The sequence below is a fragment of the Streptomyces beigongshangae genome (assembly GCF_019710745.1).
In the GTDB taxonomy this organism is placed as follows: domain Bacteria; phylum Actinomycetota; class Actinomycetes; order Streptomycetales; family Streptomycetaceae; genus Streptomyces; species Streptomyces beigongshangae.
In genome coordinates, this window is sequence record NZ_JAHKJW010000003.1 from 139,056 (window position 1) to 159,368 (window position 20,313).

Annotated in this window: 19 protein-coding genes and 1 riboswitch; of the genes, 8 read left to right on the forward strand and 11 right to left on the reverse strand. The window is 71.8% G+C overall.

The genetic code is table 11. The features are described from left to right. Positions 1-397: 397 nt before the first annotated feature. The 3 genes from KM933_RS03295 to thrC form a co-directional block, all read right to left on the reverse strand. Positions 398-604: a cold-shock protein gene (locus KM933_RS03295; RefSeq protein ID WP_007493268.1), complete on the reverse strand. Its 207-nt coding sequence runs from the start codon at positions 602-604 to the stop codon at positions 398-400. A gap of 515 nt (positions 605-1,119) precedes the next feature. After that, positions 1,120-1,395, reverse strand: coding sequence for a ubiquitin-like small modifier protein 1 (locus tag KM933_RS03300; protein ID WP_173895112.1), 276 nt, complete (start codon positions 1,393-1,395; stop codon positions 1,120-1,122). A gap of 69 nt (positions 1,396-1,464) precedes the next feature. Beyond that, positions 1,465-2,805 (reverse strand): threonine synthase, encoded by a 1,341-nt coding sequence (thrC, locus tag KM933_RS03305; RefSeq protein ID WP_221348236.1) that lies wholly within the window; start codon positions 2,803-2,805, stop codon positions 1,465-1,467. A 15-nt stretch (positions 2,806-2,820) separates the two neighbouring features. Then, a riboswitch (SAM riboswitch) is annotated at positions 2,821-2,978 on the reverse strand. A 210-nt stretch (positions 2,979-3,188) separates the two neighbouring features. Between thrC and KM933_RS03310 the strand changes: the two genes are divergently transcribed. Then, entirely contained in the window at positions 3,189-4,136 is a 948-nt protein-coding gene (locus KM933_RS03310; protein ID WP_221348375.1) for a glucosyl-3-phosphoglycerate synthase, read from the forward strand. Positions 4,137-4,343: 207 nt separating this feature from the next. Beyond that, a complete protein-coding gene (locus tag KM933_RS03315) occupies positions 4,344-5,762 on the forward strand; it encodes an alpha,alpha-trehalose-phosphate synthase (UDP-forming) (protein WP_221348237.1) in 1,419 nt (472 codons plus the stop codon). A 114-nt stretch (positions 5,763-5,876) separates the two neighbouring features. Here KM933_RS03315 and otsB read toward each other — a convergent pair whose 3' ends face one another. From otsB to KM933_RS03330, 3 genes are all read right to left on the reverse strand, one after another. Next, complete coding sequence (otsB, locus tag KM933_RS03320) at positions 5,877-6,734, reverse strand: trehalose-phosphatase (RefSeq protein ID WP_221348238.1); 858 nt, start codon at positions 6,732-6,734, stop codon at positions 5,877-5,879. A gap of 29 nt (positions 6,735-6,763) precedes the next feature. Then, positions 6,764-7,003 carry a DUF3263 domain-containing protein gene (locus KM933_RS03325; protein ID WP_221348239.1) on the reverse strand — a complete coding sequence of 80 codons (240 nt, stop codon included), beginning with the start codon at positions 7,001-7,003 and terminating at the stop codon, positions 6,764-6,766. A gap of 132 nt (positions 7,004-7,135) precedes the next feature. Next, positions 7,136-8,401, reverse strand: a complete 1,266-nt coding sequence (locus tag KM933_RS03330) for an ABC transporter substrate-binding protein (protein ID WP_221348240.1) — start codon at positions 8,399-8,401, stop codon at positions 7,136-7,138. Between the two features lie 166 nt (positions 8,402-8,567). On the opposite strand from KM933_RS03330, the gene KM933_RS03335 reads away from it, so the two are divergent. From KM933_RS03335 to KM933_RS03345, 3 genes are all read left to right on the forward strand, one after another. Next, a complete protein-coding gene (locus KM933_RS03335) occupies positions 8,568-9,536 on the forward strand; it encodes an ROK family protein (RefSeq protein ID WP_221348241.1) in 969 nt (322 codons plus the stop codon). Continuing rightward, on the forward strand, positions 9,533-10,753 hold the full coding sequence (gene nagA / locus KM933_RS03340; RefSeq protein ID WP_221348242.1) for an N-acetylglucosamine-6-phosphate deacetylase: 1,221 nt from the start codon (positions 9,533-9,535) through the stop codon (positions 10,751-10,753). The genes KM933_RS03335 and nagA overlap by 4 nt, the downstream gene beginning before the upstream one ends. Positions 10,754-10,821: 68 nt before the next feature. Continuing rightward, positions 10,822-11,751 (forward strand): 1-phosphofructokinase family hexose kinase, encoded by a 930-nt coding sequence (locus KM933_RS03345; RefSeq protein ID WP_221348243.1) that lies wholly within the window; start codon positions 10,822-10,824, stop codon positions 11,749-11,751. A 119-nt stretch (positions 11,752-11,870) separates the two neighbouring features. Here the strand turns inward: KM933_RS03345 and KM933_RS03350 are convergent, their stop codons facing one another. Continuing rightward, a complete protein-coding gene (locus KM933_RS03350; protein ID WP_221348244.1) occupies positions 11,871-12,839 on the reverse strand; it encodes a carbohydrate-binding protein in 969 nt (322 codons plus the stop codon). Positions 12,840-12,957: 118 nt separating this feature from the next. Continuing rightward, complete coding sequence (gene cdgB / locus KM933_RS03355; protein WP_221348245.1) at positions 12,958-14,667, reverse strand: diguanylate cyclase CdgB; 1,710 nt, start codon at positions 14,665-14,667, stop codon at positions 12,958-12,960. 325 nt (positions 14,668-14,992) lie between these two features. Here cdgB and KM933_RS03360 point away from each other — a divergent pair, with 325 nt between their 5' ends. Beyond that, positions 14,993-15,556: a flavin reductase family protein gene (locus KM933_RS03360; RefSeq protein ID WP_221348246.1), complete on the forward strand. Its 564-nt coding sequence runs from the start codon at positions 14,993-14,995 to the stop codon at positions 15,554-15,556. A gap of 350 nt (positions 15,557-15,906) precedes the next feature. Here KM933_RS03360 and arfB read toward each other — a convergent pair whose 3' ends face one another. Beyond that, the gene (gene arfB / locus KM933_RS03365; RefSeq protein ID WP_221348247.1) at positions 15,907-16,335 is read right to left on the reverse strand and encodes an alternative ribosome rescue aminoacyl-tRNA hydrolase ArfB; all 429 of its coding nucleotides are present in this window, start codon (positions 16,333-16,335) and stop codon (positions 15,907-15,909) included. 224 nt (positions 16,336-16,559) lie between these two features. On the opposite strand from arfB, the gene KM933_RS03370 reads away from it, so the two are divergent. Further along, a complete protein-coding gene (locus KM933_RS03370) occupies positions 16,560-17,135 on the forward strand; it encodes a TerD family protein (protein ID WP_221348248.1) in 576 nt (191 codons plus the stop codon). 259 nt (positions 17,136-17,394) lie between these two features. Here the strand turns inward: KM933_RS03370 and KM933_RS03375 are convergent, their stop codons facing one another. Continuing rightward, the gene (locus tag KM933_RS03375; RefSeq protein ID WP_430727273.1) at positions 17,395-18,822 is read right to left on the reverse strand and encodes a M1 family metallopeptidase; all 1,428 of its coding nucleotides are present in this window, start codon (positions 18,820-18,822) and stop codon (positions 17,395-17,397) included. Between the two features lie 7 nt (positions 18,823-18,829). Here KM933_RS03375 and KM933_RS03380 point away from each other — a divergent pair, with 7 nt between their 5' ends. Continuing rightward, positions 18,830-19,330 (forward strand): hypothetical protein, encoded by a 501-nt coding sequence (locus tag KM933_RS03380; protein ID WP_221348250.1) that lies wholly within the window; start codon positions 18,830-18,832, stop codon positions 19,328-19,330. Positions 19,331-19,596: 266 nt separating this feature from the next. Here KM933_RS03380 and KM933_RS03385 read toward each other — a convergent pair whose 3' ends face one another. Then, a complete protein-coding gene (locus KM933_RS03385; RefSeq protein ID WP_221348251.1) occupies positions 19,597-20,310 on the reverse strand; it encodes a pentapeptide repeat-containing protein in 714 nt (237 codons plus the stop codon). Positions 20,311-20,313 lie beyond the last annotated feature (3 nt).

The following is a 20,313-nucleotide window of genomic DNA, read 5'->3' on the forward strand; positions in this document are numbered from 1 at the left end:
TTCCTTGCCCCACTTGGCCTGCGGGCCTCACCGACCCGGTCCTCGTTGTCACTCTCACCTTCAGAGTGCTAACGCAATGATTAGCACTCGACCCATGAGAGTGCAAGCGCCTCTCGATGATCCGCAGGTGGGAGCGGGTGACGGAAGAGCGCCCAGGTGATCAAGGACCGCCGCGGAAGGACTCGCACCCGCTCCGCCCGAGGCCCCTCACCTGCACCGCCACCGCCCGGCACGCACCGCTGCCGCCGCACGCGAGCGCCGCCGCTCACGTGCGCGGCCGACCCAGCCGGCCGTGTCCGGGCGTGCCCGGCCGTGTCCGGGCGTGCCGAAGGGCCCGCACCCGGTCGGGTGCGAGCCCTTCGGAGAAGAACGTCGCTGCAGTAAGTCGACGCGTGCTTCAGCCGGTCGCCAGACGGACCATGTCCGCCTGCGGCCCCTTCTGGCCCTGCGAGATCTCGAAATCGACCCGCTGACCCTCTTCCAGGGTGCGGTAGCCGTCCATCTGAATCGCGCTGTAGTGGACGAAAACATCCGCACCACCGTCGACCGCGATGAAGCCGTACCCCTTCTCCGCGTTGAACCACTTGACGGTGCCCTGAGCCATGCCTAACTCCCCTATTACTGGCCCTTGCACAGATCCGCACTTCGCGGATCCGGGTCAGACCTCACCCCCCAACGGTTGGGGGTGTGCGCCGGAACGCGTCGACCGCGGCTGAATGTATCTGCCCAACTGCCCTCTGCAACAGGTCAGTCCGACGAGAATTCCAGGCACGGTTGATCGGAAATTTGTGAAGGATTCACGTGGATCCAGGGCAAGTCGGGCCCCACAAATGCCATAAACGGCTTGAAAGCGCCGGGCACTTTGGCTGCTTCTTGTCGAACTCCGGGCGCCGTCCCCTATGCGCGGAGCGGGCGGAGTGAAGCAGGTTCCCCAACTGTACCTCGCTCAACCATAGGAATTGCCCCCTCCGCTTCTCTCCCGGAGGGGGCAATTCGATGAACTCTGCGTGTCGGGCATTACCAGAAGTAATTTCCGGCCACCCAACCGGTTTCGGCTCCGCCCGGGGCCGGCCCGGGGTCGCCGCCGCCGGGCGGGCGGGACGCCGCCGGGCGGGACGCTCAGCCTCCGGCGACAGCCGGGATGATCGAGACACCGGCGCCGTCGGGCGTGGCGGTTTCCAGCCCCTGCTCGAACCGGACGTCGTCGTCGTTCACGTACACGTTGACGAACCGCCGCAGCTTCCCCTGGTCGTCCAGGACACGGGCCGCGATCCCCGTGTGGTTCTTCTCCAGGTCGGCGATGACCTCACCGAGGGTCGCCCCCTCGGCGGCCACTTCGGCCCGACCGCCGGTGTAGGTGCGCAGGATGGTGGGGATGCGGACGTTGACGCTCATGGGACAGGACCTCCGTCGGGTGTGGGCGGCGTACGGCGCGGGAGGGGACGGTGCGGGAACGGACGACGGCTAGGAGCCGAGCCCGGCCTCGTGGAACGACTCCAGGTTCGGGCGGATGGTCGCGGTGAGCCCCGTGTCGGAGGCCACCGCGTCAAGGGTCTTCAGACCGTCGCCCGTGTTGAGGACGACCGTCGTCAGGCTCGGGTCGAGCACCCCGTTCTCGATCAGCTTCCTGGTGACGCCCACGGTCACCCCGCCGGCGGTCTCCGCGAAGATCCCCTCCGTGCGCGCCAGCAGCTTGATCGCGTCGACGATCTGCTCGTCGTTCACGTCCTCCACGGCTCCGCCCGTCCGCCGGGCGATGTCGAGCACGTACGGCCCGTCGGCCGGGTTGCCGATGGCGAGCGACTTGGCGATCGTGTCCGGCTTCTGCGGCCGTACCACGTCGTGCCCGGCCTTGTAGGCGACGGACACCGGCGAGCAGCCCTCGGCCTGGGCGCCGAAGATCTTGTACGGCCTGTCCTCGACGAGCCCGAGCCGGATCAGCTCCTTCAGGCCCTTGTCGATCTTCGTGAGCTGCGAGCCGGAGGCGATCGGCACGACCAGCTGGTCCGGCAGCCGCCAGCCGAGCTGCTCGCAGATCTCGTACGCCAGGGTCTTGGACCCCTCCGCGTAGTACGGCCGCAGGTTGACGTTGACGAAGCCCCAGCCCTCGCCCGCCGGGTCGCCGATCAGCTCGGAGCAGAAGCGGTTCACGTCGTCGTAGTTGCCCTCGATCCCGACGAGCTCGCCGCCGTAGACCGCGGCCATCACGACCTTGCCCTGCTCCAGGTCGTGCGGGATGAACACGCAGGAACGGAAGCCGGCCCGCGCGGCGGCGGCGCCCACCGCGCCCGCCAGGTTGCCGGTGGAGGAGCAGGAGAGCGTGGTGAAGCCGAACGCCCGCGCGGCCTCCAGCGCCTGGGCGACGACGCGGTCCTTGAAGGAGTGCGTCGGGTTGCCGGAGTCGTCCTTGACGAAGAGCTTGCCGGCGTCGACGCCCAGCTCGCGGGCCAGGTTGTCGGCCTTGACGAGCTTGGTCCAACCGGGGTTGATGTTGGGCTTGTCGGCCACGTCCGCGGGGACGGGCAGCAGCGGGGCGTAGCGCCAGATGTTCGCGGGGCCCGCCTCGATCCGCCTGCGCAGCTCCTCCGTGTCGTGGCCGGAGAAGTCGTAGGCGATCTCCAGCGGGCCGAAACACTCCTCGCAGGCGAAGACCGGACCGAGCGGGACGCGGTGGCCGCACTCGCGGCAGGACAGCGCGGCGGCCGGGCCGAGGTCGACGGGGTTCGCGGCGGCGGAACCCGTGGCGGGGTCCGCGGCGGAGGCGGAGGTGAAATTCGTGGTGCTTGCAACTGTCTGCGCAGCCATGGAGGCGAGGCCCTTTCCTCATCTTCCTCACGACGCACTTCGCCGTGAGACGGATTTGGCACCTTCCCGAGCCGGGAGCCTCGCCGCGCTGATCAACGATGATCAGGGCGAGACCGGCTGGAGGGTTGCCGGGGCTTCAACGGGCCGTGTCCCTCTGCCCCTCTGGATGAGCGGTATTCGGTTGTGGTGTCGCTGTCGATCCTGCTGTCGATCCTGGTGGTGCACGCGACGACCCCGGCATGCGATGGTCATCAGCGTTGTTCAAGACTGTAACCGAAGGCCCGGACGGGGGAGAGCACCGTCCGAACGGCGAGATGACCGTCACACCGGTCGGCGTCGCGACGGGCAACAAGCATCCCGATGAACGTGAGGGAGAGCCGCACGTGCTGGAAGACGTCGAGCGCTGGCTGAGCACGCGCTCCTGGTCCGCCGAGGACCGCCCGCTCGAAAAGCTCGTGGCCGCGAAGCGGTCCACCGGTTCCACGGTGAGCGTCGTCCTGCCCGCCCTCGACGAGGAGGAGACGGTCGGCGGGATAGTCGCCGTGATACGCCGTGAGCTGATGACGGCGAGGACTCCACTGGTCGACGAGGTCGTGGTGATCGACTCGGGGTCGACGGACCGGACCTCGGAGGTCGCCGCGGCGGCGGGGGCCCGTGTCGTGCACCGCGACGAGATCCTCCCCCGTGTCCCGGCCCTGCCCGGGAAGGGGGAGGTGCTCTGGCGCTCGCTGCTCGTCACCCGCGGGGACATCGTCGCCTTCGTCGACGCGGACCTGAGGGACTTCTCGGCGGACTTCGTCTCCGGGACCGTGGGGCCGCTGCTCACCGAGCCGGGCGTGCACCTCGTCAAGGCGATGTACGACCGGCCGCTGGGTGCCGCCGCGGGGCAGGGGGGCCGGGTCACGGAGCTGATGGCGCGTCCGCTGCTCAACATGCACTGGCCGCGGCTGGCGGGCTTCGTGCAACCGCTGGGCGGGGAGTACGCGGCACGGCGCTCCCTCCTCGAACGGCTGCCGTTCCCCGTGGGGTACGGGGTGGAACTGGGCATGCTGGTGGACGCGCTGCACCTGGTCGGGCTGGACGCCCTCGCGCAGGTCGACGTCGGGGTGCGCCGGCACCGGCACCAGGACGGGCAGGCGCTCGGGCGGATGGCCGCGGCGATCTACCGCACGGCTCAGCTGCGGCTCGCGCGGGGGCATCTGGTGCGGCCGTCGCTGACGCAGTTCGAGCGGGGGGAACGCGGCTTCGAGCCGCGTACGTACGCGGTGGATGTGGAGGAGCGGCCTCCGATGACCGGGATCGCGGAATACGAGGAGCGGCGCGCGGCGTGACGCGGCTCCACCGCGCGGGCGGTTCCGCTGCGCGGGCGGCTCTTCTGCGTGGGGCTCGGCGGTGTGCGCCGTTGCCGGTCGCGGCGCGGTGGGGGCCGGGCGCGCGGTTCCCCGCGCCCCTCACGGGGTCCGTCGGACGCCCCGTACGCTTCCGTCCGCGGGGAGCGGAACGTTTGAGCGGTCGGACCTGCGGCTAGATTTCGAGTCATGGCTTCCACCCGCAGCGACCGCGCCACCCACCCCGTCCTCGTCGCGTCCAACCGCGGCCCCGTCTCGTACACCCAGGACGAGTCCGGAGAGCTCACAGCCAAGCGCGGTGGCGGCGGACTCGTGTCGGGGCTCTCCGCCATCGGCCCGGACGCCGGCGCCCTGTGGGTCTGCTCGGCCCTCGGCGACGGCGACCGCGAGGCGGTACGGCGCGGGATCGGCGAAGAGGGCGTCCGGATGCTCGACATCGACGCCGAGACCCACTCCGCCGCCTACAACGGCATCGCGAACTCCGCCCTGTGGTTCGTCCACCACATGCTCTACCAGACCCCCCTGGAGCCGGTCTTCGACAAGGAGTTCCGGCGCCGGTGGGCGGCCTACGAGACGTACAACCGGGCCTTCGCCGAGGCGCTGGCCGAGGAGGCGGCGGACGGCGCCGCGGTCCTCGTCCAGGACTACCACCTGTCGCTGGTGCCGCGGATGCTCCGCGAGCTCCGCCCCGACCTGCGGATCGGTCACTTCTCGCACACCCCGTGGGCCCCGGTGGACTACTTCCGGCTGCTGCCGGACGACATCGCGGCGCAGGTGCTCGACGGGATCCTCGGCGCCGACCGCGCCGCGTTCCTCACCCAGCGCTGGGCGGACGCGTTCACCGCGTGCTGCGAGACCGTCCTGGGAGCCGGCGCAGCCTCCGGCACCCGCGTCGGCGTGCACGGCCTCGGCGCGGACGCGGACTTCCTGCGCGAGCGCGCGCACCGGCCCGACGTCGACGAGCGGATGGCGTCCCTGCGCGAGCAGATCGGCACCGCCCCCGACGGCACCCCCCGCAGGACGATCGTGCGGGTGGACCGGACCGAGCTGTCCAAGAACATCGTGCGCGGCCTGCTGGCCTACCGGCAGCTGCTGGAGGACCGGCCCGAGTGGCGCGAGCGCGTGGTGCACGTGGCGTTCGCCTACCCGTCGCGCCAGGACCTGACGGTCTACCGCGACTACACGGCCGAGGTGCAGCGGGTCGCCGAGGAGATCAACGCCCGGTACGGGACGGCGGGCTGGACGCCGGTGGTGCTGCACGTGGAGGACGACTTCGCGCGCTCGCTCGCGGCGTACCGGCTGGCCGACGTGGCCCTGGTGAACCCCATCCGCGACGGCATGAACCTGGTCGCGAAGGAGGTGCCGGTCGTGGCGGACGACGGCTGCGTGCTGGTGCTGTCGCGGGAGGCGGGGGCGTACGAGGAGCTGGGCGAGGACGCGGTCGTGGTGAACCCGTACGACGTCGTGGGCACGGCGGACGCGCTGCACCAGGCGCTGACGGTGCCGGCGGGCGAGCGGGCCGAGCGGACGAAGCGGCTGGTCTCGGCGGCCACCGCCCTGCCTCCGACGCAGTGGTTCCTGGACCAGCTCCACGCGCTGCGCGCGTGACGCTCCGCGGGTCGGTGGGGTGGCCTCTGCCGGATGGCGGCTGCCGGCCCGGTGGGGGCTGGGCGCGCGGTTCCCCGCGCCCCTGACGGGGCGCGCCCGCCCCCTTTCCGGGGGCTAGAGGGCTGCCAGGCGGTCGGCCAGGGTGGTGAGCAGCGTGGCCACTCCCTCCGGGCCGGCCACCACCAGGTCGGCCCGGTCTGCCAGTTCGGTGACCTCCGTGCTGCCGCTGCACACCAGGAGGCCCGGAAGCCCTTCGGCGCGGAGCTTCTCCACGGCGGCGAAGGCCGGGAGGTCGCCCAGGTCGTCGCCGCAGTACATGACCGACTCGGCGCCCACGTCACGTACGTACTCGCCGAGGGCCACGCCCTTGTCCATGCCGGGCGGGCGCAACTCCAGCACCATCCTTCCCGGTTCGACGATCAGGCCGTGCCGCTGGGCGAGCAGGGCGAGCGGCTCGCGCAGTGCCTCGAACGCGGCCTGGGGGTCCTGGGCGCGGCGGGTGTGGACCGCGACGGCCCGGCCCTTCTCCTCGATCCAGCTGCCCTGCCAGGCGCCGATGCCGTCGAGGAAGCCGGGCAGTTCGGCACGGGCGGCGGCGACGCCGGGGTGCGCGGCGGGGGCCCGGACGGTGCCGGTGACGGCGTCCCAGCGCTCCGCCCCGTAGTGACCGAGCACGACGAGGTGGTCCAGGCCCGGGACTCCGGCGAAGCCGCCGTACCGCACGGCGACACCGGCCGGCCGGCCGGTGACGACGGCCACGGAGGCCACCTTCGGGGCCAGTGCCGCGAGCGCGGGTACGGCGTCCGGGTGGGCGCGGGCCTGTTCGGGGTCCGGGACGATCGGCGCGAGCGTGCCGTCGAAGTCGAAGGCGAGGACGGCCTTGTGGGGCCGGGCGAGGATGGCATCGAGACCGTCCCGGCCCGCCGTGGTCACGGGGCTCGGGAGCGGCGATGGGTCGGGGTGACTGGCCATGCTTCGACCCTATCCGCCGAGGTGGGGGCTTACTCCTCCCGCTCGGCCCTGCGTACGTCACGCACCCGCCGCAGCCGGTTGACCGTCACCGGGTCGTGGGCCAGGGCGCGCTCCGTGTCCAGCAGGGCGTTCAGCAGCTGGTAGTACCGGACCGGGGTCAGCCCCAGTTCCTCCCGGACGGCCCGCTCCTTGGCCCCCGGCGCCTCCCACCCCCGCCCTTCCAACGCCAGCACGGCCCGCTCCAGCGAGGACATCCCTCCATCACCCATGCCCCCAACCTAACCCCGCGCCCCTGAGGGGCGCGGGGAACCGCGCGACCGGCCTCCACCCACCCGCGCCCGACGCCCCACCCCAGCCATCCCGAGCCCAACCCTGCCGACCGGCGGAGCCGACCCGCGGAGCTACTCCGCGCTCTGCGCCGCCGCAGCAGCCCGCTGCAGATGCCCCAGCGTCACCGCCGGATTCCCCCCGGCCTCCACCGCCGCACCGATCTGCCGCTTGATGTCCGCGCTGACGGCCGCCCACGACGTCTGCGCCACGGGGTACAGCTCGGCGTTCGGCAGTTCCTCCAGGAAGTCGACGAGATCCGCGTCGTCCGTGTCCGCCGCCATCGCCTCGGACGCGGACGTCGTCACCGGCAGCAGGTCGTACTCGTGCGAGAAGTCGAGCACGTTCTTCTCGCTGTACACGTGGTCGAGGAACTCCCCGATCTGCTCGCCGTGCCCGTTCTCCTTGAACGCCGTCATCCAGTCGGCGACGCCCATCGTGGCCCTGGACCGCCCGTTGACGCCGGGCATCGGCACCATGCCGAACTTCACGCCCTTCTCGGCGGCGGCCTTCATCAGCGTGGGGTGGCCGTTCAGCATGCCGACCTCGCCGCGCGTGAACGCCGCGAACGCCTGCGCGCGGTTGAGCTTCCCGGGTGCGACCGGTCCCGTGAGGCCCTTGTCGACCAGCTTCTCCTTGAGCCAGGTGAAGGTGTCCGTGTTCTGCTCGGAGTCCAGCGTGTAGGAGCCGACCGTGTCGGTGTACCCGCCGTTGCCGCTGAGCAGCCACATCATCGTCTCGGCCTGGGCCTCCTCCGGCCCCAGGGGCAGCGCGTACGGGTACTTCACGCCCCGGGCCTTGAGCGCCGCCGCGGCGGACGCCAGCTGGCGCCAGTTCTCGGGCGGGGTGAGGCCGGCGTCCTCGAAGAGGTCCTTGTTGTAGAAGAGCAGCCGCGTGGAGGAGGCGAACGGCATGCCGTACTGCGTCCGGTTGATCTCCCCGGCCGCGGACAGCTGCCGTACGAAGTCGGCCTGGGTGTCTATGGAGAGCACGTCGTCGGCCCGGTAGAGCTGTCCCGCGGCCGCGTAGTCGGCGTACGCGCCGATCTGGGCCATGTCGGGCGGGTCGCCGTCGGCGACCATGGTCTTGACCTTGGCGTCCACCTCGTTCCACGAGTAGACGCTCACCTCGACGTCGACGTCGGGGTGCTCCTTCTCGTACGCATGGGTCAGCTTGTCCCAGTACTTCTGTGAACTGTTCGCCTGGGAGTCGCCGTAGTCCGCCGCCACGAGTCTCAGGGTGACGCCCCCGGACCCGCCGGAACCGCCGCAGCCTCCGAGGGCCGCGGTCACCCCCAGCGCGGAGACCACCGCGATCAGGCCTGTCACTCGCCGCTGCACTGCTGCCGTCCTCAACCCTGTCGAGCCCGCCGTCACGCCCGCGCGTCCGTGTCCCCCCACGGATTCACTGATGCGACCACGTCTTTCGATTAGCAATTTCCGCCATAAGGTCTACACCACGTAAGTGGACTAGACCTCTCATGGGGTGAGGGGCGACACTGTGCGGGTGAGACACGTCATCGCCCTGGATGTGGGCGGCACCGGGATGAAGGCCGCCCTCGTGGGGGCGGACGGCGGGCTGCTGCACCGGGCCCGCCGCACGACCGGCCGCGAGCGCGGCCCGGACGCCGTCGTCGAGTCGATCCTCGCCTTCGCCGCCGACCTGCGCGCGCACGGCGAGCGCCACTTCGGCGAGCCCGCGGCGGCGGCCGGTGTCGCCGTCCCCGGCATCGTGGACGCCGACCGCGGCGTCGCCGTCTACGCGGCCAACCTCGGCTGGCGCGACGTGCCCCTGCGGGACCTGCTCGGCGAACGGCTGCACGGGGTGCCGGTCGCCCTCGGCCACGACGTGCGCACCGGCGGCCTCGCCGAGGGCCGGATCGGCGCGGGCCGCGGCACGGACCGCTTCCTGTTCGTCCCGCTGGGCACGGGCATCGCCGGCGCGATCGGCATCGACGGCCGGGTCGAGGCGGGCGCGCACGGCTTCGCGGGCGAGATCGGCCACATCGTCGTACGCCCCGGCGGCACCCCCTGCCCGTGCGGGCAGCGCGGCTGCCTGGAGCGGTTCGCGTCCGCGGCGGCGGTCAGCGGGGCGTGGGCCGCCGCGACCGGCGACCCGGACGCCGACGCCGCGGACTGCGCGAAGGCCGTCGAGTCCGGGGACACCCGGGCACGGGCGGTCTGGCAGGACGCCGTGGACGCGCTCGCCGACGGGCTGGTCACCGCGCTCACCCTGCTGGACCCGCGCACCCTGATCATCGGCGGCGGTCTCGCCGAGGCGGGGGAGACCCTGTTCACCCCGCTGCGCGCCGCGATCGAACGGCGCGTCACCTTCCAGAGACTGCCGTCCGTCGTTCCCGCGGCGCTCGGGGACACCGCCGGCTGCCTCGGCGCGGGTCTCCTCGCCTGGGACCTGCTGGCCACCACCACCCCTCCCGTCCCCGCTTCCCCCGCCCCGGAGGTAACCGCCCGATGACCACTGAGCGCACTCCCCCGGCCGGCCCGCGCGCCGTGGTGCTGTCCGGCGCCACGGTGGTGCTCCCCACGGGCACGGTGCCCGACGGCCGCGTGATCGTGGAGGGCACCCGCATCGCCGGGAGCGCTCCCGAGGGCGCCCCGCGCAGGGACCTGACGGGGTACTGGCTGGTCCCCGGCTTCGTGGACATGCACAACCACGGCGGTGGCGGGGCGTCCTTCACCTCGGGCACGGTCGAGGAGATCCTCCGGGGCGTCCGCACCCACCGCCTGCACGGCACGACGACCCTCGTCGCCTCCACCGTCACCGGCGACATGGACGGCCTGGCCCAGCGCGCCGGACTGCTCTCCGAGCTGGCCGAGCAGGGCGACCTCGCGGGCGTCCACTTCGAGGGCCCGTTCATCTCCCCGTGCCGCAAGGGGGCGCACTCCGCGGAGCTGCTGCGCGACCCCGACCCGGCGGAGGTGCGCAAGCTGATCGACGCGGCGCGCGGCCAGGCCCGCATGGTCACCCTCGCCACCGAGCTGCCGGGCGGCATCGACTCCGTACGCCTCCTCGTCGAGCACGGCGTCATCGCGGCGATCGGGCACACGGACGCGACGTACGAGCAGACGGTGGAGGCCATCGACGCGGGCGCGACCGTGGCGACGCACCTGTTCAACGCGATGCCCACGCTCGGTCACCGCAGCCCGGGGCCGATCGCGGCGCTGCTGGAGGACGAGCGGGTCACCGTCGAGCTGATCAACGACGGCGTCCACCTCCACCCGGCCTCCCTCCAGCTGGCCTTCCACCACGCGGGCGGCGGACGGGTGGCGTTCATCACGGACGCGATGGACGCGGCGGGCTTCGGCGACGGCCGGTACATGCTCGGTCCGCTGGAGGTCGAGGTGGCGGACGGGGTGGCGCGCCTGGTGGAGGGCGGCTCCATCGCGGGCTCCACGCTCACCCTGGACCGGGCCTTCAAGCGGGCGGTGACCCTGGACGGGCTGCCCGTCGAGGACGTCGTCACGGCCGTCTCCGCCAACCCGGCCCGGCAGCTGGGCCTGTACGACCGGGTGGGTTCGCTGGAGCCGGGCAAGGACGCCGACCTCGTCGTCCTGGACTCCGGCTTCGAGGTCAAGGGCGTGATGCGCCGGGGCGAATGGCTGGTCGAACCACCGGAGAACCCGGCCCGGCAGGACACGTTCGGGGACTGGGCCGAGCCCCGCCGTCTTTGACATGATCGGGGTTCCGGACAGGCGAGCGCGCCCGGCGGGCGCCTGCACACCGGGGGAGGTCGGCCCAGGTGATCCTCACCGTCACGCTGAACACCGCTCTCGACATCACGTACCGCGTACGGGAACTGCGCCCTCACACCTCCCACCGGGTCACCGAGGTGACGGAGCGGCCCGGCGGGAAAGGGCTGAACGTGGCCCGGGTGCTCGCGGCCCTCGGTCACGAGGTGTCGGTGACGGGCCTCGCGGGCGGTGCCACCGGACAGGCGGTGCGGGAAGGGCTCGCGCGGACCCCGGGGATCGTGGACGCGCTGGTCCCGGTGGGCGGCCCCAGCCGCCGCACGGTCGCGGTCGTCGACACCTCCACCGGCGACACGACCCAGCTCAACGAGGCGGGACCGGTGATCGCGCCCCACGAGTGGGCGGCGTTCCAGGAGGCGTACGAGGTACTGCTGCGGTCCTCCTCGGCGGTGGCGCTGTGCGGCAGCCTGCCACCGGGACTGCCGGTCGGGGCGTACGCCCAGCTGGTGCGCACGGCGAGGGCGCTGGCGGTTCCGGTGCTGCTGGACACGAGCGGGGAGCCGTTGCGGCGGGGCATCGCGGCACGGCCCGACATCGTCAAGCCGAACGCGGACGAGCTGGCCGAGCTCACCGGTGCGCACGATCCGGCGCAGGCGACCCGGGACGCGCGCCGGCGCGGAGCACACGCGGTGGTGGCGTCACTGGGAGCGCGGGGACTGCTCGCCCGTACGCCCGACGGGGACTGGCGGGCCGCTCCGCCCCGTCCGCTGCGGGGCAATCCCGCGGGGGCGGGCGACGCGGTGGTCGCGGGGCTGCTGTCGGGGCTGGTGGAGCGGCTGCCCTGGCCGGAGCGGCTGGGGCGGGCGGTCGCGCTGTCCGCGGCGAGCGTGCCGGCGCGGACAGCGGGGGAGTTCGACCGGGTGGTGTACGAGGAACTGCTGGGGCGGGTGGCGGTGACCGGCGCGACCACCGTCGCGTAGCGCCCCGCGGGGTGCCCGGTGGCCGGCCGGGCCGGCTGCGGGTTCTCGTCGGCTGCGGGCCGATGGGGGCTGGTCGCGCCGTTCCCCGCGCCCCCTGAAAGACCGCGCGGCGGCAACTGTCAGTCCTTGACCTGGCCCGCCTTCAGACGGAGCTGGTCCAGCAGGACGTTGCAGTCGTCGCCCTGCCGGCAGGAGATGGAGATCGTGTTGGTGCCCTTGGTGAGGGTGGGCCAGGAGTAGGTCTCCGTCCAGCCCTTCTCCCACTCGTTCTCCTTGGCGCCCGTGAAGTTGCCGAGGTTCAGCTTGCTGCCGAACTCCTTGCCGTTCACGGTGAGCGTCATCTTGGCGTCCTTGCCGGCGACGCTGTACCGCGTGAAGACGGTGTACGTACCGGATTCCGGGATGCCGTCGACGGTCCAGGTGACCTCGGAGCCGACCTGGTTCAGGCCGGTCACGTAGCGGCCGCCGCCCGCGCTCGCGCCCTGGACGTCCGAGGCGGTCGTCACACCGGGGCCCAGCTTCAGTGCCTGCGCGTCGATCTCGGGCAGCTCGACCGGCTCCGCGGCCTTCTCGGTGGACGACTCGCTCGGCTCGGCGCTCTGCCCCGCGGACACGGTCGGGTCCGCGGCCGCGTCGCCGCCCTTGTCCTCCTCCGAGTCGCCGCCGAGCATCGCGATCCCGATGCCGACCACCACGGCCGCGACGACCGCGACGGCACCGATCAGCAGCCCCTTGGTGTTGGGCCCGCGGCCCCGGCCACCGCTGCCCCGGCCGCCGCCGCGCCGGCTGTCGGGCGCCGACTGGTGCAGGGCCGTGGTGGTCCGGCCGGTGAAGGACTCGGGCCCGGCGTGGTGCGCGTTCGGCTGCCCGTACGTGCCCTGCGGCTGCGCGTACTGCGCGGTGGGCGCGTTCTGCGCGGCGGACTGGCCGTACTGGCGCTCGCCGACCGGACGCACCCGGTTCACCGAGCCGGGGTAGCCGTAGCCACCGCTCGGCGGCTGGGCTCCGGCGGCCTTCCCGTCCTCGTACAGATAGCCGAACGGGTCGTCGTCCTCGGGCGTGCTCGCGCCGTTGCTGCCGGGCGTCATCCCTTGGTCTCCTAGCGGGTGCGGTTCAGATGCGGTACGGGGGAACGAAAGGCGAGCCTACCCGGTTCCCGTGCACCGAACGGGTGACTCAGCTCGCACGACACCCCTGACCTGCGGGTCAGCCCGCACGCCTGTGCGCTTTGGGACGAGACCGTTTCTCTACGTACATCCGCTCGTCCGCGGACTGCAGGACCTCGTCCGCCGTCATGCCGCAGTGGGCCCACCCGATACCGAAGCTGGCGCCGACCCGCATGGTCCGGCCGTCGACCCTGATCGGCTGGATGATCTCGCTGCGCAGCCGGACCGCGAGGTCCTCGGCGTCGGCCCGCCCCAGCCCGTCCGCGAGCACCACGAACTCGTCGCCGCCGAGCCGGGCGACCGTGTCCCCGTCCCGGACGGCACCGCTCAGCCGGCGGGCCACCTCGATCAGCACGGCGTCCCCGGCGTTGTGCCCGAAGCGGTCGTTGATCGACTTGAAGCCGTCGAGGTCGCAGAAGAGGACCGCGAGCCCCTTCGTGCCGTCGTCGCGCTCCCCTTCGGGTGTGACGGTGTGCACATGGTGGCCGTACGGGTCGAACGCGTCCGGCACCGGCGGATAGTCGAACGCGTGCCCATGGGCGTCGTACACGTTCCCGTCGTACCCGTTCCCGTCGTACCCGTTCGCGTTGCGCGCGGCGACCACCTGCCCGTACGCCGCGTCGATCGTGTCGACCGCGCCGGGTTCCGTCGCCGTGGGACGCGCGCACAGCCGGGAGGCGAGCCGGGAGCGCAGCTCCGCGGAGTTCGGCAGTCCGGTGAGCGCGTCGTGCGAGGCACGGTGCGCGAGCTGCAGCTCGCGCCGCTTGCGTTCCTCGATGTCCTCGACGTGGGTGAGCAGGAAGCGCGGCCCGTCGGCGACGTCCGCGACCACGCTGTTGCGCAGCGACACCCACACGTACGTGCCGTCGCGGCGACAGAGCCGCAGCTCGGCGCGGCCCCCTTCGGCGGAGGTCCGGAGCAGGGTGCCGATGTCCTCGGGGTGGACGAGGTCCGAGAAGGAGTAGCGGCGCATCGAGGAGGCGGGACGGCCGAGGAGCCGGCACAGCGCGTCGTTGGTCCGCAGGATCCGGCCGTGCTGGTCGCCGCCCATCTCGGCGACGGCCATGCCGGAGGGGGCGTACTCGAATGCCTGCCGAAAGCTTTCCTCACTGGCGCGCAGCGCCTGCTGCTCGCGCTCCAGGCGGACGAGCGCGCGCTGCATGTTGGCGCGGAGCCGCGCGTTGCTGATGGCTATGGCGGCCTGGAACGCGTACATCTGCAGCGCCTCGCGGCCCCAGGAGCCGGGGCGCCGTCCGTTGCGCGGGCGGTCCACGGACAGGACACCGATCAGTTCGCCGCTGGAGACGCCCGGGACACCGGGCATGTACATGGGGGCGAAGAGCCGGTCGGCGGGGTGCCACTCGTCCTCGAAGCGCGGTTCGGGCCCGTCGGTGTGCCACTGCGGGACGTCGTCGTCGTCGAGGACCCAGCCCTCGGTGTGCGGTATGAAACGCAGGTCGCCCCATGCCTCCCCCATGGACAGCCGGCGCTCCCAGGACTCCCGGGAGCCCACCCGGCCGGTGATGAGCGCCTCGGCCGCGGCGTTCCCGGCGAAGGCGGCGACCACGAGGTTGTTGTCGGGCTGGACGAGGTTGACGCAGGCCAGTTCGTAACCGAGACCGTTGACGACGCCGTCGGCGACGGTCTGCAGTGTGTCGGCCAGGCTGCGGGCCTTGTTCATGTCCGCCATGACCTGATGCAGCTGCCGCAGGGTCGCAAGGCGGACGTACGGCTCCGACTCGGTCTCCATTCGCCCTCCCCTCGAGACCTCGACAGCAACTCCAGGGTTCTCTCCCGGCCTACCCCCTACCGACTTCCCCGCCACTGAATCACAGCGCGCTGCTCACTCGGTACACAGGGTCAACAAAATATGGCACCTGTGACTCAAGTCACAGGGGAAGATGAACAATTAGGTAGAGTTTCTGTGTTTTCGCGGTGCGTTTACTGAACGTAAATTTGTGGAAGATGTGCGCGCGCCTGATGAGAGATCCGCATCACACTCCCCCTTCAGTCCTAGGACCCGGTTCGGACCCTGGTCGGATGTGATGAACGTTGGCGGAGAATAGCGTCTTCCTGTGCCCAACACTCCCCCTTCCGCCCCTTCCGCCCCGTCCGTGCATGCTGAGGGGGTGAGCAACGACGAGTTCCGCGCCGCCATGTCCCGGCTGGCCGCCGGTGTGGTCCTGGTGACCGCGCACGAGCGGCAGTCCGACCCGGACGGCCCGAGCGGTGAGGACGTGGGCATGACGGCGACCTCCTTCATGTCCGTGTCCCTCGATCCGCCCCTTGTACTCATCGGTCTGCGCGAGGGCTCCCGGATGGACGACCTGCTGGACGAACAACCCCTGTGGGCAGTGTCTTTGCTCTCCGAGAAGCAGAGCTCCGTCGCGAGCCGGTTCGCCATGAAGAACCGCATCTCGGACCGCCTCCTCTTCGCGGACGTGCCGTACGTCCGCGGGGAGGCGTCCGGAGCGCCGCTGCTGGACGGCGCCCTGGCCACCCTGGAGTGCCGTACCGAGCAGCGGGTGACGGCGGGCGACCACACCCTGGTGATCGGCCGGGTACTGACGTCCGCCCTGCCGGGCGCGGACGCCGGCCCGCTCACGTATTTCCGCGGCCGCTACCGGCGACTGGGCTAGCGGCGGGTGTTCCCGGGGGAATGCGGCCGTACGCGACCATGGAACTGCGTACGACCGCGAAACCGTGTACGACCGTGAAGGCGTCGCCCTCCACCCGCACGGCCGCAAGCACCCGCCCGCATTCGGGAACGGGAAGATTCCCGCGGCCCCCCACCCCGGTCCGCTTTCCTCCGGCCTTTTCTTCCACCGCCAGAAAACCGTGCGGCGAACACAACTCCACATTCTCACCCGAGAACTGACAGGGCGACAGCAAAAAGCAAAGCCCGAGGCATCCACCCCGACCCGCTCTCAGCCCTCGGCCTCGCCCTTGCCCCCGGCCTTCGCCCCGACGCCCGGCCTTCGCCCCCGGCTCAGCCCCAGTCGCGCCCGGAACGCCCCCGCTTCGTGTCGCCCCGCTGCTTCTTCTCACGGAGCCGGCGCTCGTTGATCCCCCGCGGGACACGGGTGGCCCGGCGGGGCCTGGGCGGCGGCGCGCTCGCCTCGGCGAGCAGCGCGGCGAGCCGGACGGCCGCCGCCTCCCGGTTGCGCCACTGCGACCGGTGCTCGGAGGCGCGCACGGCGACGACCCCGTCGACCAGCCGGTCGGCGAGTCTCGCGAGCGCCCGCTCCTTCCACACCGGCGGCAGCGCCTCCGTCTTCGCGAGGTCGAAGCGGAGCTCCACCTGCGAGTCGGTCGTGTTGACGTGCTGGCCACCGGGCCCGGAGGAACGCGAGAAACGCCACATGAGCTCGGCCTCGGGCAGGGAGACGGAGCCGCGGATGGCGTAGGGACCGGACATGGCCCCATGGTCCCCCGCCCGGCCACCCACGTCACCCGCTTTTCACCGGCGCCCCCGCCCTCGCCCGCCTCCCCCCGCGCCACGGGTAAAGAAAGTAAAGAGGAGCGGAACCCTGGAGACCCCCTTCGGCGTTCACAGGGTGGCGGTAGCTTCGTCCCGTACGAAGCTGTCGCGCAGCACCGCACGACCCGTACGTACAAAAAACAAGGGAAGGACTCCCCACAATGGCTGTAAGCCTGTCCAAGGGTGGCAACGTCTCGCTCACCAAGGAGGCTCCGGGCCTGACCGCCGTCACCGTGGGCCTCGGCTGGGACGTCCGCTCCACCACGGGAACCGACTTCGACCTGGACGCCTCGGCCATCGCGGTCAACGCCGAGGGCAAGGTCTACTCGGACGCCCACTTCATCTTCTTCAACAACAAGCAGACCCCGGACCAGACGATCGTCCACACGGGCGACAACCGGACGGGTGAAGGCGCCGGCGACGACGAGGCGATCAACGTCAACCTCGCGGGCCTCCCCGCCGACATCGACAAGATCGTCTTCCCGGTCTCGATCTACGACGCGGAGACCCGCTCGCAGAACTTCGGCCAGGTCCGCAACGCGTACATCCGCATCGTGAACCAGGCCGGCGGCGCCGAGATCGCCCGCTACGACCTCTCGGAGGACGCGGCCACGGAGACGGCCATGGTCTTCGGCGAGCTGTACCGCAACGGCGCCGAGTGGAAGTTCCGCGCGGTGGGCCAGGGCTACGCGGCCGGCCTCGCGGGCATCGCCAAGGACTTCGGCGTCAACGTCTGATCCGGGCGCACCCCGCACCCGCACGACACACGGAGGGCCCCCGGCCCGGCTGCGGCCGGCCGGGGGCCCTCCGCGCTCCCTCCCCCGTGTGATCCCCGAACCACGCGTTCCACGCCCTCAGCGGTGACTTCCCCGACCGGGCCGACCTGGACCCCTGGATCGGCCTGCTGCCGGTCGACGCCCCCCCCCAGCACGGCAAGCGCAAAACCCTGCACGCCCCCTTGCCCTCCCGGACCTCGCCGTCCCAGACCTCGCCGCCCTAGACCTCGCCGGGCCGCCCTTCCCCATGGAGCCAGCTCCTCCAGATCCCCGCGAAATCCTCGCCCGGCGCCTTCGCCTCCACATAGGCGGTGAAGTCACCGGTGTCCGCGTTGCCGTGCCGGCGCTCGGCGGCCCAGCCCCGCAGGATGTCCCGGAACACCCGGTCACCGACCGTCCGGCGCACCTCGTGCAGCACCATGGCGCCCCGCTCGTAGACGGGCCTGCCGGAGATGTGGGCGGCGCTCGGCGGCCGGGCGGGGGGAAAGGCCCAGACGGCGTCGTCGTCCGCCTCCTTGTCGAAGTGGTCGCCCGCGTACAGCCGGTCGAAGACCTCCTGGGCGGTGTCCCCGCCGTGGTCCTCGCCCCACAGCCACTCGGCGTACGTCGCGAAGCCCTCGTTCAGCCACATGTCGCGCCACGACCCGGGGGTGACGGAGTTCCCGTACCACTGGTGGGCGAGCTCGTGGACGAGGAGCTCCACACTCGGAGCGCCGGGGAACACGGGCCGGTTCTGGGTCTCCAGGGCGTACCCCGCATCACCCTTCCGCTCCACGATCGCCCCGGTGGACAAGAAGGGATACGCCCCGAACGTCCGCTCGCCCCACGCCACGATCTCGGGAATCCGCCCCAGCACCTTCTCGCTCGCCGCGTCCTGCCCGGGATCCACCGCCACGTACACGGGCAGCCCTCCGGCGGTCCGCGAACGGCGGATCCGGAACTCCCCCACGGCCACGGTCGCCACGTAGGAAGCCATCGGCTCCCCGACACGCCACTCGTGGACGGCCCTCCCGTCCACCACCGTCTCCTTCCTCAACTCCCCGTTGGAGACGGCCCGCAGCCCCTCGGGCACGGCGACGGTGATGTCGTACGTGGCCTTGTCGCCCGGATGATGGTTCCCGGGGAACCAGGCCATGCCCCCGACCGGCTGCCCGAGCGCCACAGCCCCGTCCCCGGTAGGCAGCCACCCCTCCTCGGAACCGTCCGGATCACGAATGACCTCGGGAACCCCGGAGTAACGGACGACCACGACGAAAACACGCCCCTCCCCCACCCCACCCCGGGGCCGGACGGTCACCTCGCCCCCACGCCGTTCGAACCGCGCGGCCTCACCCCCGACCTCGACCGACTCGACCTCCATCCCCACGAAGTCAAGATTGAACGCGCGCAGATCCTCCTCCGCCCGCGCCACGATCACGGCCTCCCCCACCAGCCACCGCGTCCCGGGCTCGTAGTCGAGCGTGAGCCCGTAATGCGTGACGTCGTACCCCCCGGTCCCGGAAGCAGGAAAATACGGATCGCCCACTCCACCACTCCCCGCCCCACCACTCCCCACGCCGCCACAACCCACAAGAACAAACACCACCAGAAAAGCAACAAGCCGCTCAAACCGGCGCACAACTCCTCCCCCGACGCGACGTGACACCATCACCCACGTGCTCGACATCGGCTACGCCCTCTCCTCCCGCTTCCCGGACCCCCCGCAGACCGACTACCGCCGCGCGGACGTCCACGCCCTGCGCCACGACCTGTTCTGCGGAGATGTCTACCTCGCCGACACCAGGACGGACCGGGAGCTGTCCACAGCCTGGGGATGGGTACCGGTGCTCGACTTCGCGTGGGCCCTGTGCGACATCGCCGAACAACTCGACCAGGATCCCCTGGGCAGCCGGGCCTCCCGCCCCCAGCACGCCGAACTGGACTTCACCGAGTCCACGGACCGCATGCTCTTCGAGCGCCGCTTCGGATGGGTCGACATCGAGTCCGACTGGATGCCCGGCGACGAGCCCCCGCTCACCTTCTCCCACACCGAACTGCGCCGGGAGGCCCGCGACTTCCTCCACGACCTCCTGGCGGACCTGACCGACCTCCACGAGGGGCTCCGCGACAACCCGGCGATCTGGACCCTGGAAGCCCGCTTCCCCAGACTCCCCTGAACACCCTCGGGCCCGGCCCGGCCCCGCCCGGCCCGCAGTCGGCGACGTCACGGGAGCGGGCCGTGCCGGTACGTCGAAAGTCCGCCGCGTAGGGCTCCTCCTGGAAACGGAACCCTCAGAAACCTACGGCCGGACACCCGGTGGCGGCGGACTCGACGTACCGGCACGGCCCCGACCCCACCACCGCCCGGACGGACGCCACCCCTCAGCACCCGCCCTCAGCACTCACCCCTCAGCACCCGCCCTCAGCACTCACCCCTCAGCACTCACCCCTCAACCCCCACCACCCGAACCCCCACCTCCGCGGCGAACACCCCCGCCAGATCCAGCAACTGCGCCGGACTGATCACCGCCCCCGCCAACCGGTCGACCCCGCGCGCGAACCCCACCTCCGCCGCCCGCCGCAGATCCACGTCCGTCAGCGACACCCCGCTGAAGTCCGCCTCCTTCAGCACGGAGTCCACGAACTCCACCCGCTCCAGCCGGGCACCCCCGAAGTCCGGCTCGACGAGCACGCACCCCTCGAACACCACATCCCGGATCCGCGCCTCCCGCAGATTCAGAAAATCGATCTTCCCCCCACGGAACACGACCCGCTCCAGCACGGCCCCGTGCAACTGCACCCCGCCCAACCGCGCGTCGACCACCTCCACGTCCCGGAAGGCCGCCGACCCGAGGTCCGTACCGACCCCGCGCAGCCCCGTCAGCATGGAGTCCAGCACCCGCACATGGTGCAGCCGCGTCCCGTCGACCGCGCACCCCGTCAACGCGCAGTCCATGAACCGCGCACCCCCGCCGTCCTGCCCCGCGAAGTCCACGTCGGTGAACCGCAGCCCGTCGTAGTCCCCGTCCGGCTCCAGCTCCCCACCCCCGTACGGCTCCAGCGCAGGCAACCGCACCTCGGGCCGCCGCGCCCCCTTCACCCCAGCGCCCTTCTTCACCCCTGCGCCGGCCTTCACCGCTCTACGTGCCACAACCATCCC

Excerpts from the sequence above, each read along its gene's own strand:
- arfB (WP_221348247.1), bottom strand. The coding sequence starts at position 16,335 with ATGTCCGGTCCCTACGCCATCCGCGGCTCCGTCTCCCTGCCCGAGGCC.
- cdgB (WP_221348245.1), bottom strand. The coding sequence starts at position 14,667 with ATGGAGACCGAGTCGGAGCCGTACGTCCGCCTTGCGACCCTGCGGCAG.
- KM933_RS03385 (WP_221348251.1), bottom strand. The coding sequence starts at position 20,310 with ATGGTTGTGGCACGTAGAGCGGTGAAGGCCGGCGCAGGGGTGAAGAAG.
- KM933_RS03375 (WP_430727273.1), bottom strand. The coding sequence starts at position 18,822 with ATGGTGTCACGTCGCGTCGGGGGAGGAGTTGTGCGCCGGTTTGAGCGG.
- KM933_RS03370 (WP_221348248.1), top strand. The coding sequence starts at position 16,560 with ATGGCTGTAAGCCTGTCCAAGGGTGGCAACGTCTCGCTCACCAAGGAG.
- thrC (WP_221348236.1), bottom strand. The coding sequence starts at position 2,805 with ATGGCTGCGCAGACAGTTGCAAGCACCACGAATTTCACCTCCGCCTCC.
- nagA (WP_221348242.1), top strand. The coding sequence starts at position 9,533 with ATGACCACTGAGCGCACTCCCCCGGCCGGCCCGCGCGCCGTGGTGCTG.
- KM933_RS03350 (WP_221348244.1), bottom strand. The coding sequence starts at position 12,839 with ATGACGCCCGGCAGCAACGGCGCGAGCACGCCCGAGGACGACGACCCG.
- KM933_RS03325 (WP_221348239.1), bottom strand. The coding sequence starts at position 7,003 with ATGGGTGATGGAGGGATGTCCTCGCTGGAGCGGGCCGTGCTGGCGTTG.
- otsB (WP_221348238.1), bottom strand. The coding sequence starts at position 6,734 with ATGGCCAGTCACCCCGACCCATCGCCGCTCCCGAGCCCCGTGACCACG.
- KM933_RS03315 (WP_221348237.1), top strand. The coding sequence starts at position 4,344 with ATGGCTTCCACCCGCAGCGACCGCGCCACCCACCCCGTCCTCGTCGCG.
- KM933_RS03295 (WP_007493268.1), bottom strand. The coding sequence starts at position 604 with ATGGCTCAGGGCACCGTCAAGTGGTTCAACGCGGAGAAGGGGTACGGC.
- KM933_RS03300 (WP_173895112.1), bottom strand. The coding sequence starts at position 1,395 with ATGAGCGTCAACGTCCGCATCCCCACCATCCTGCGCACCTACACCGGC.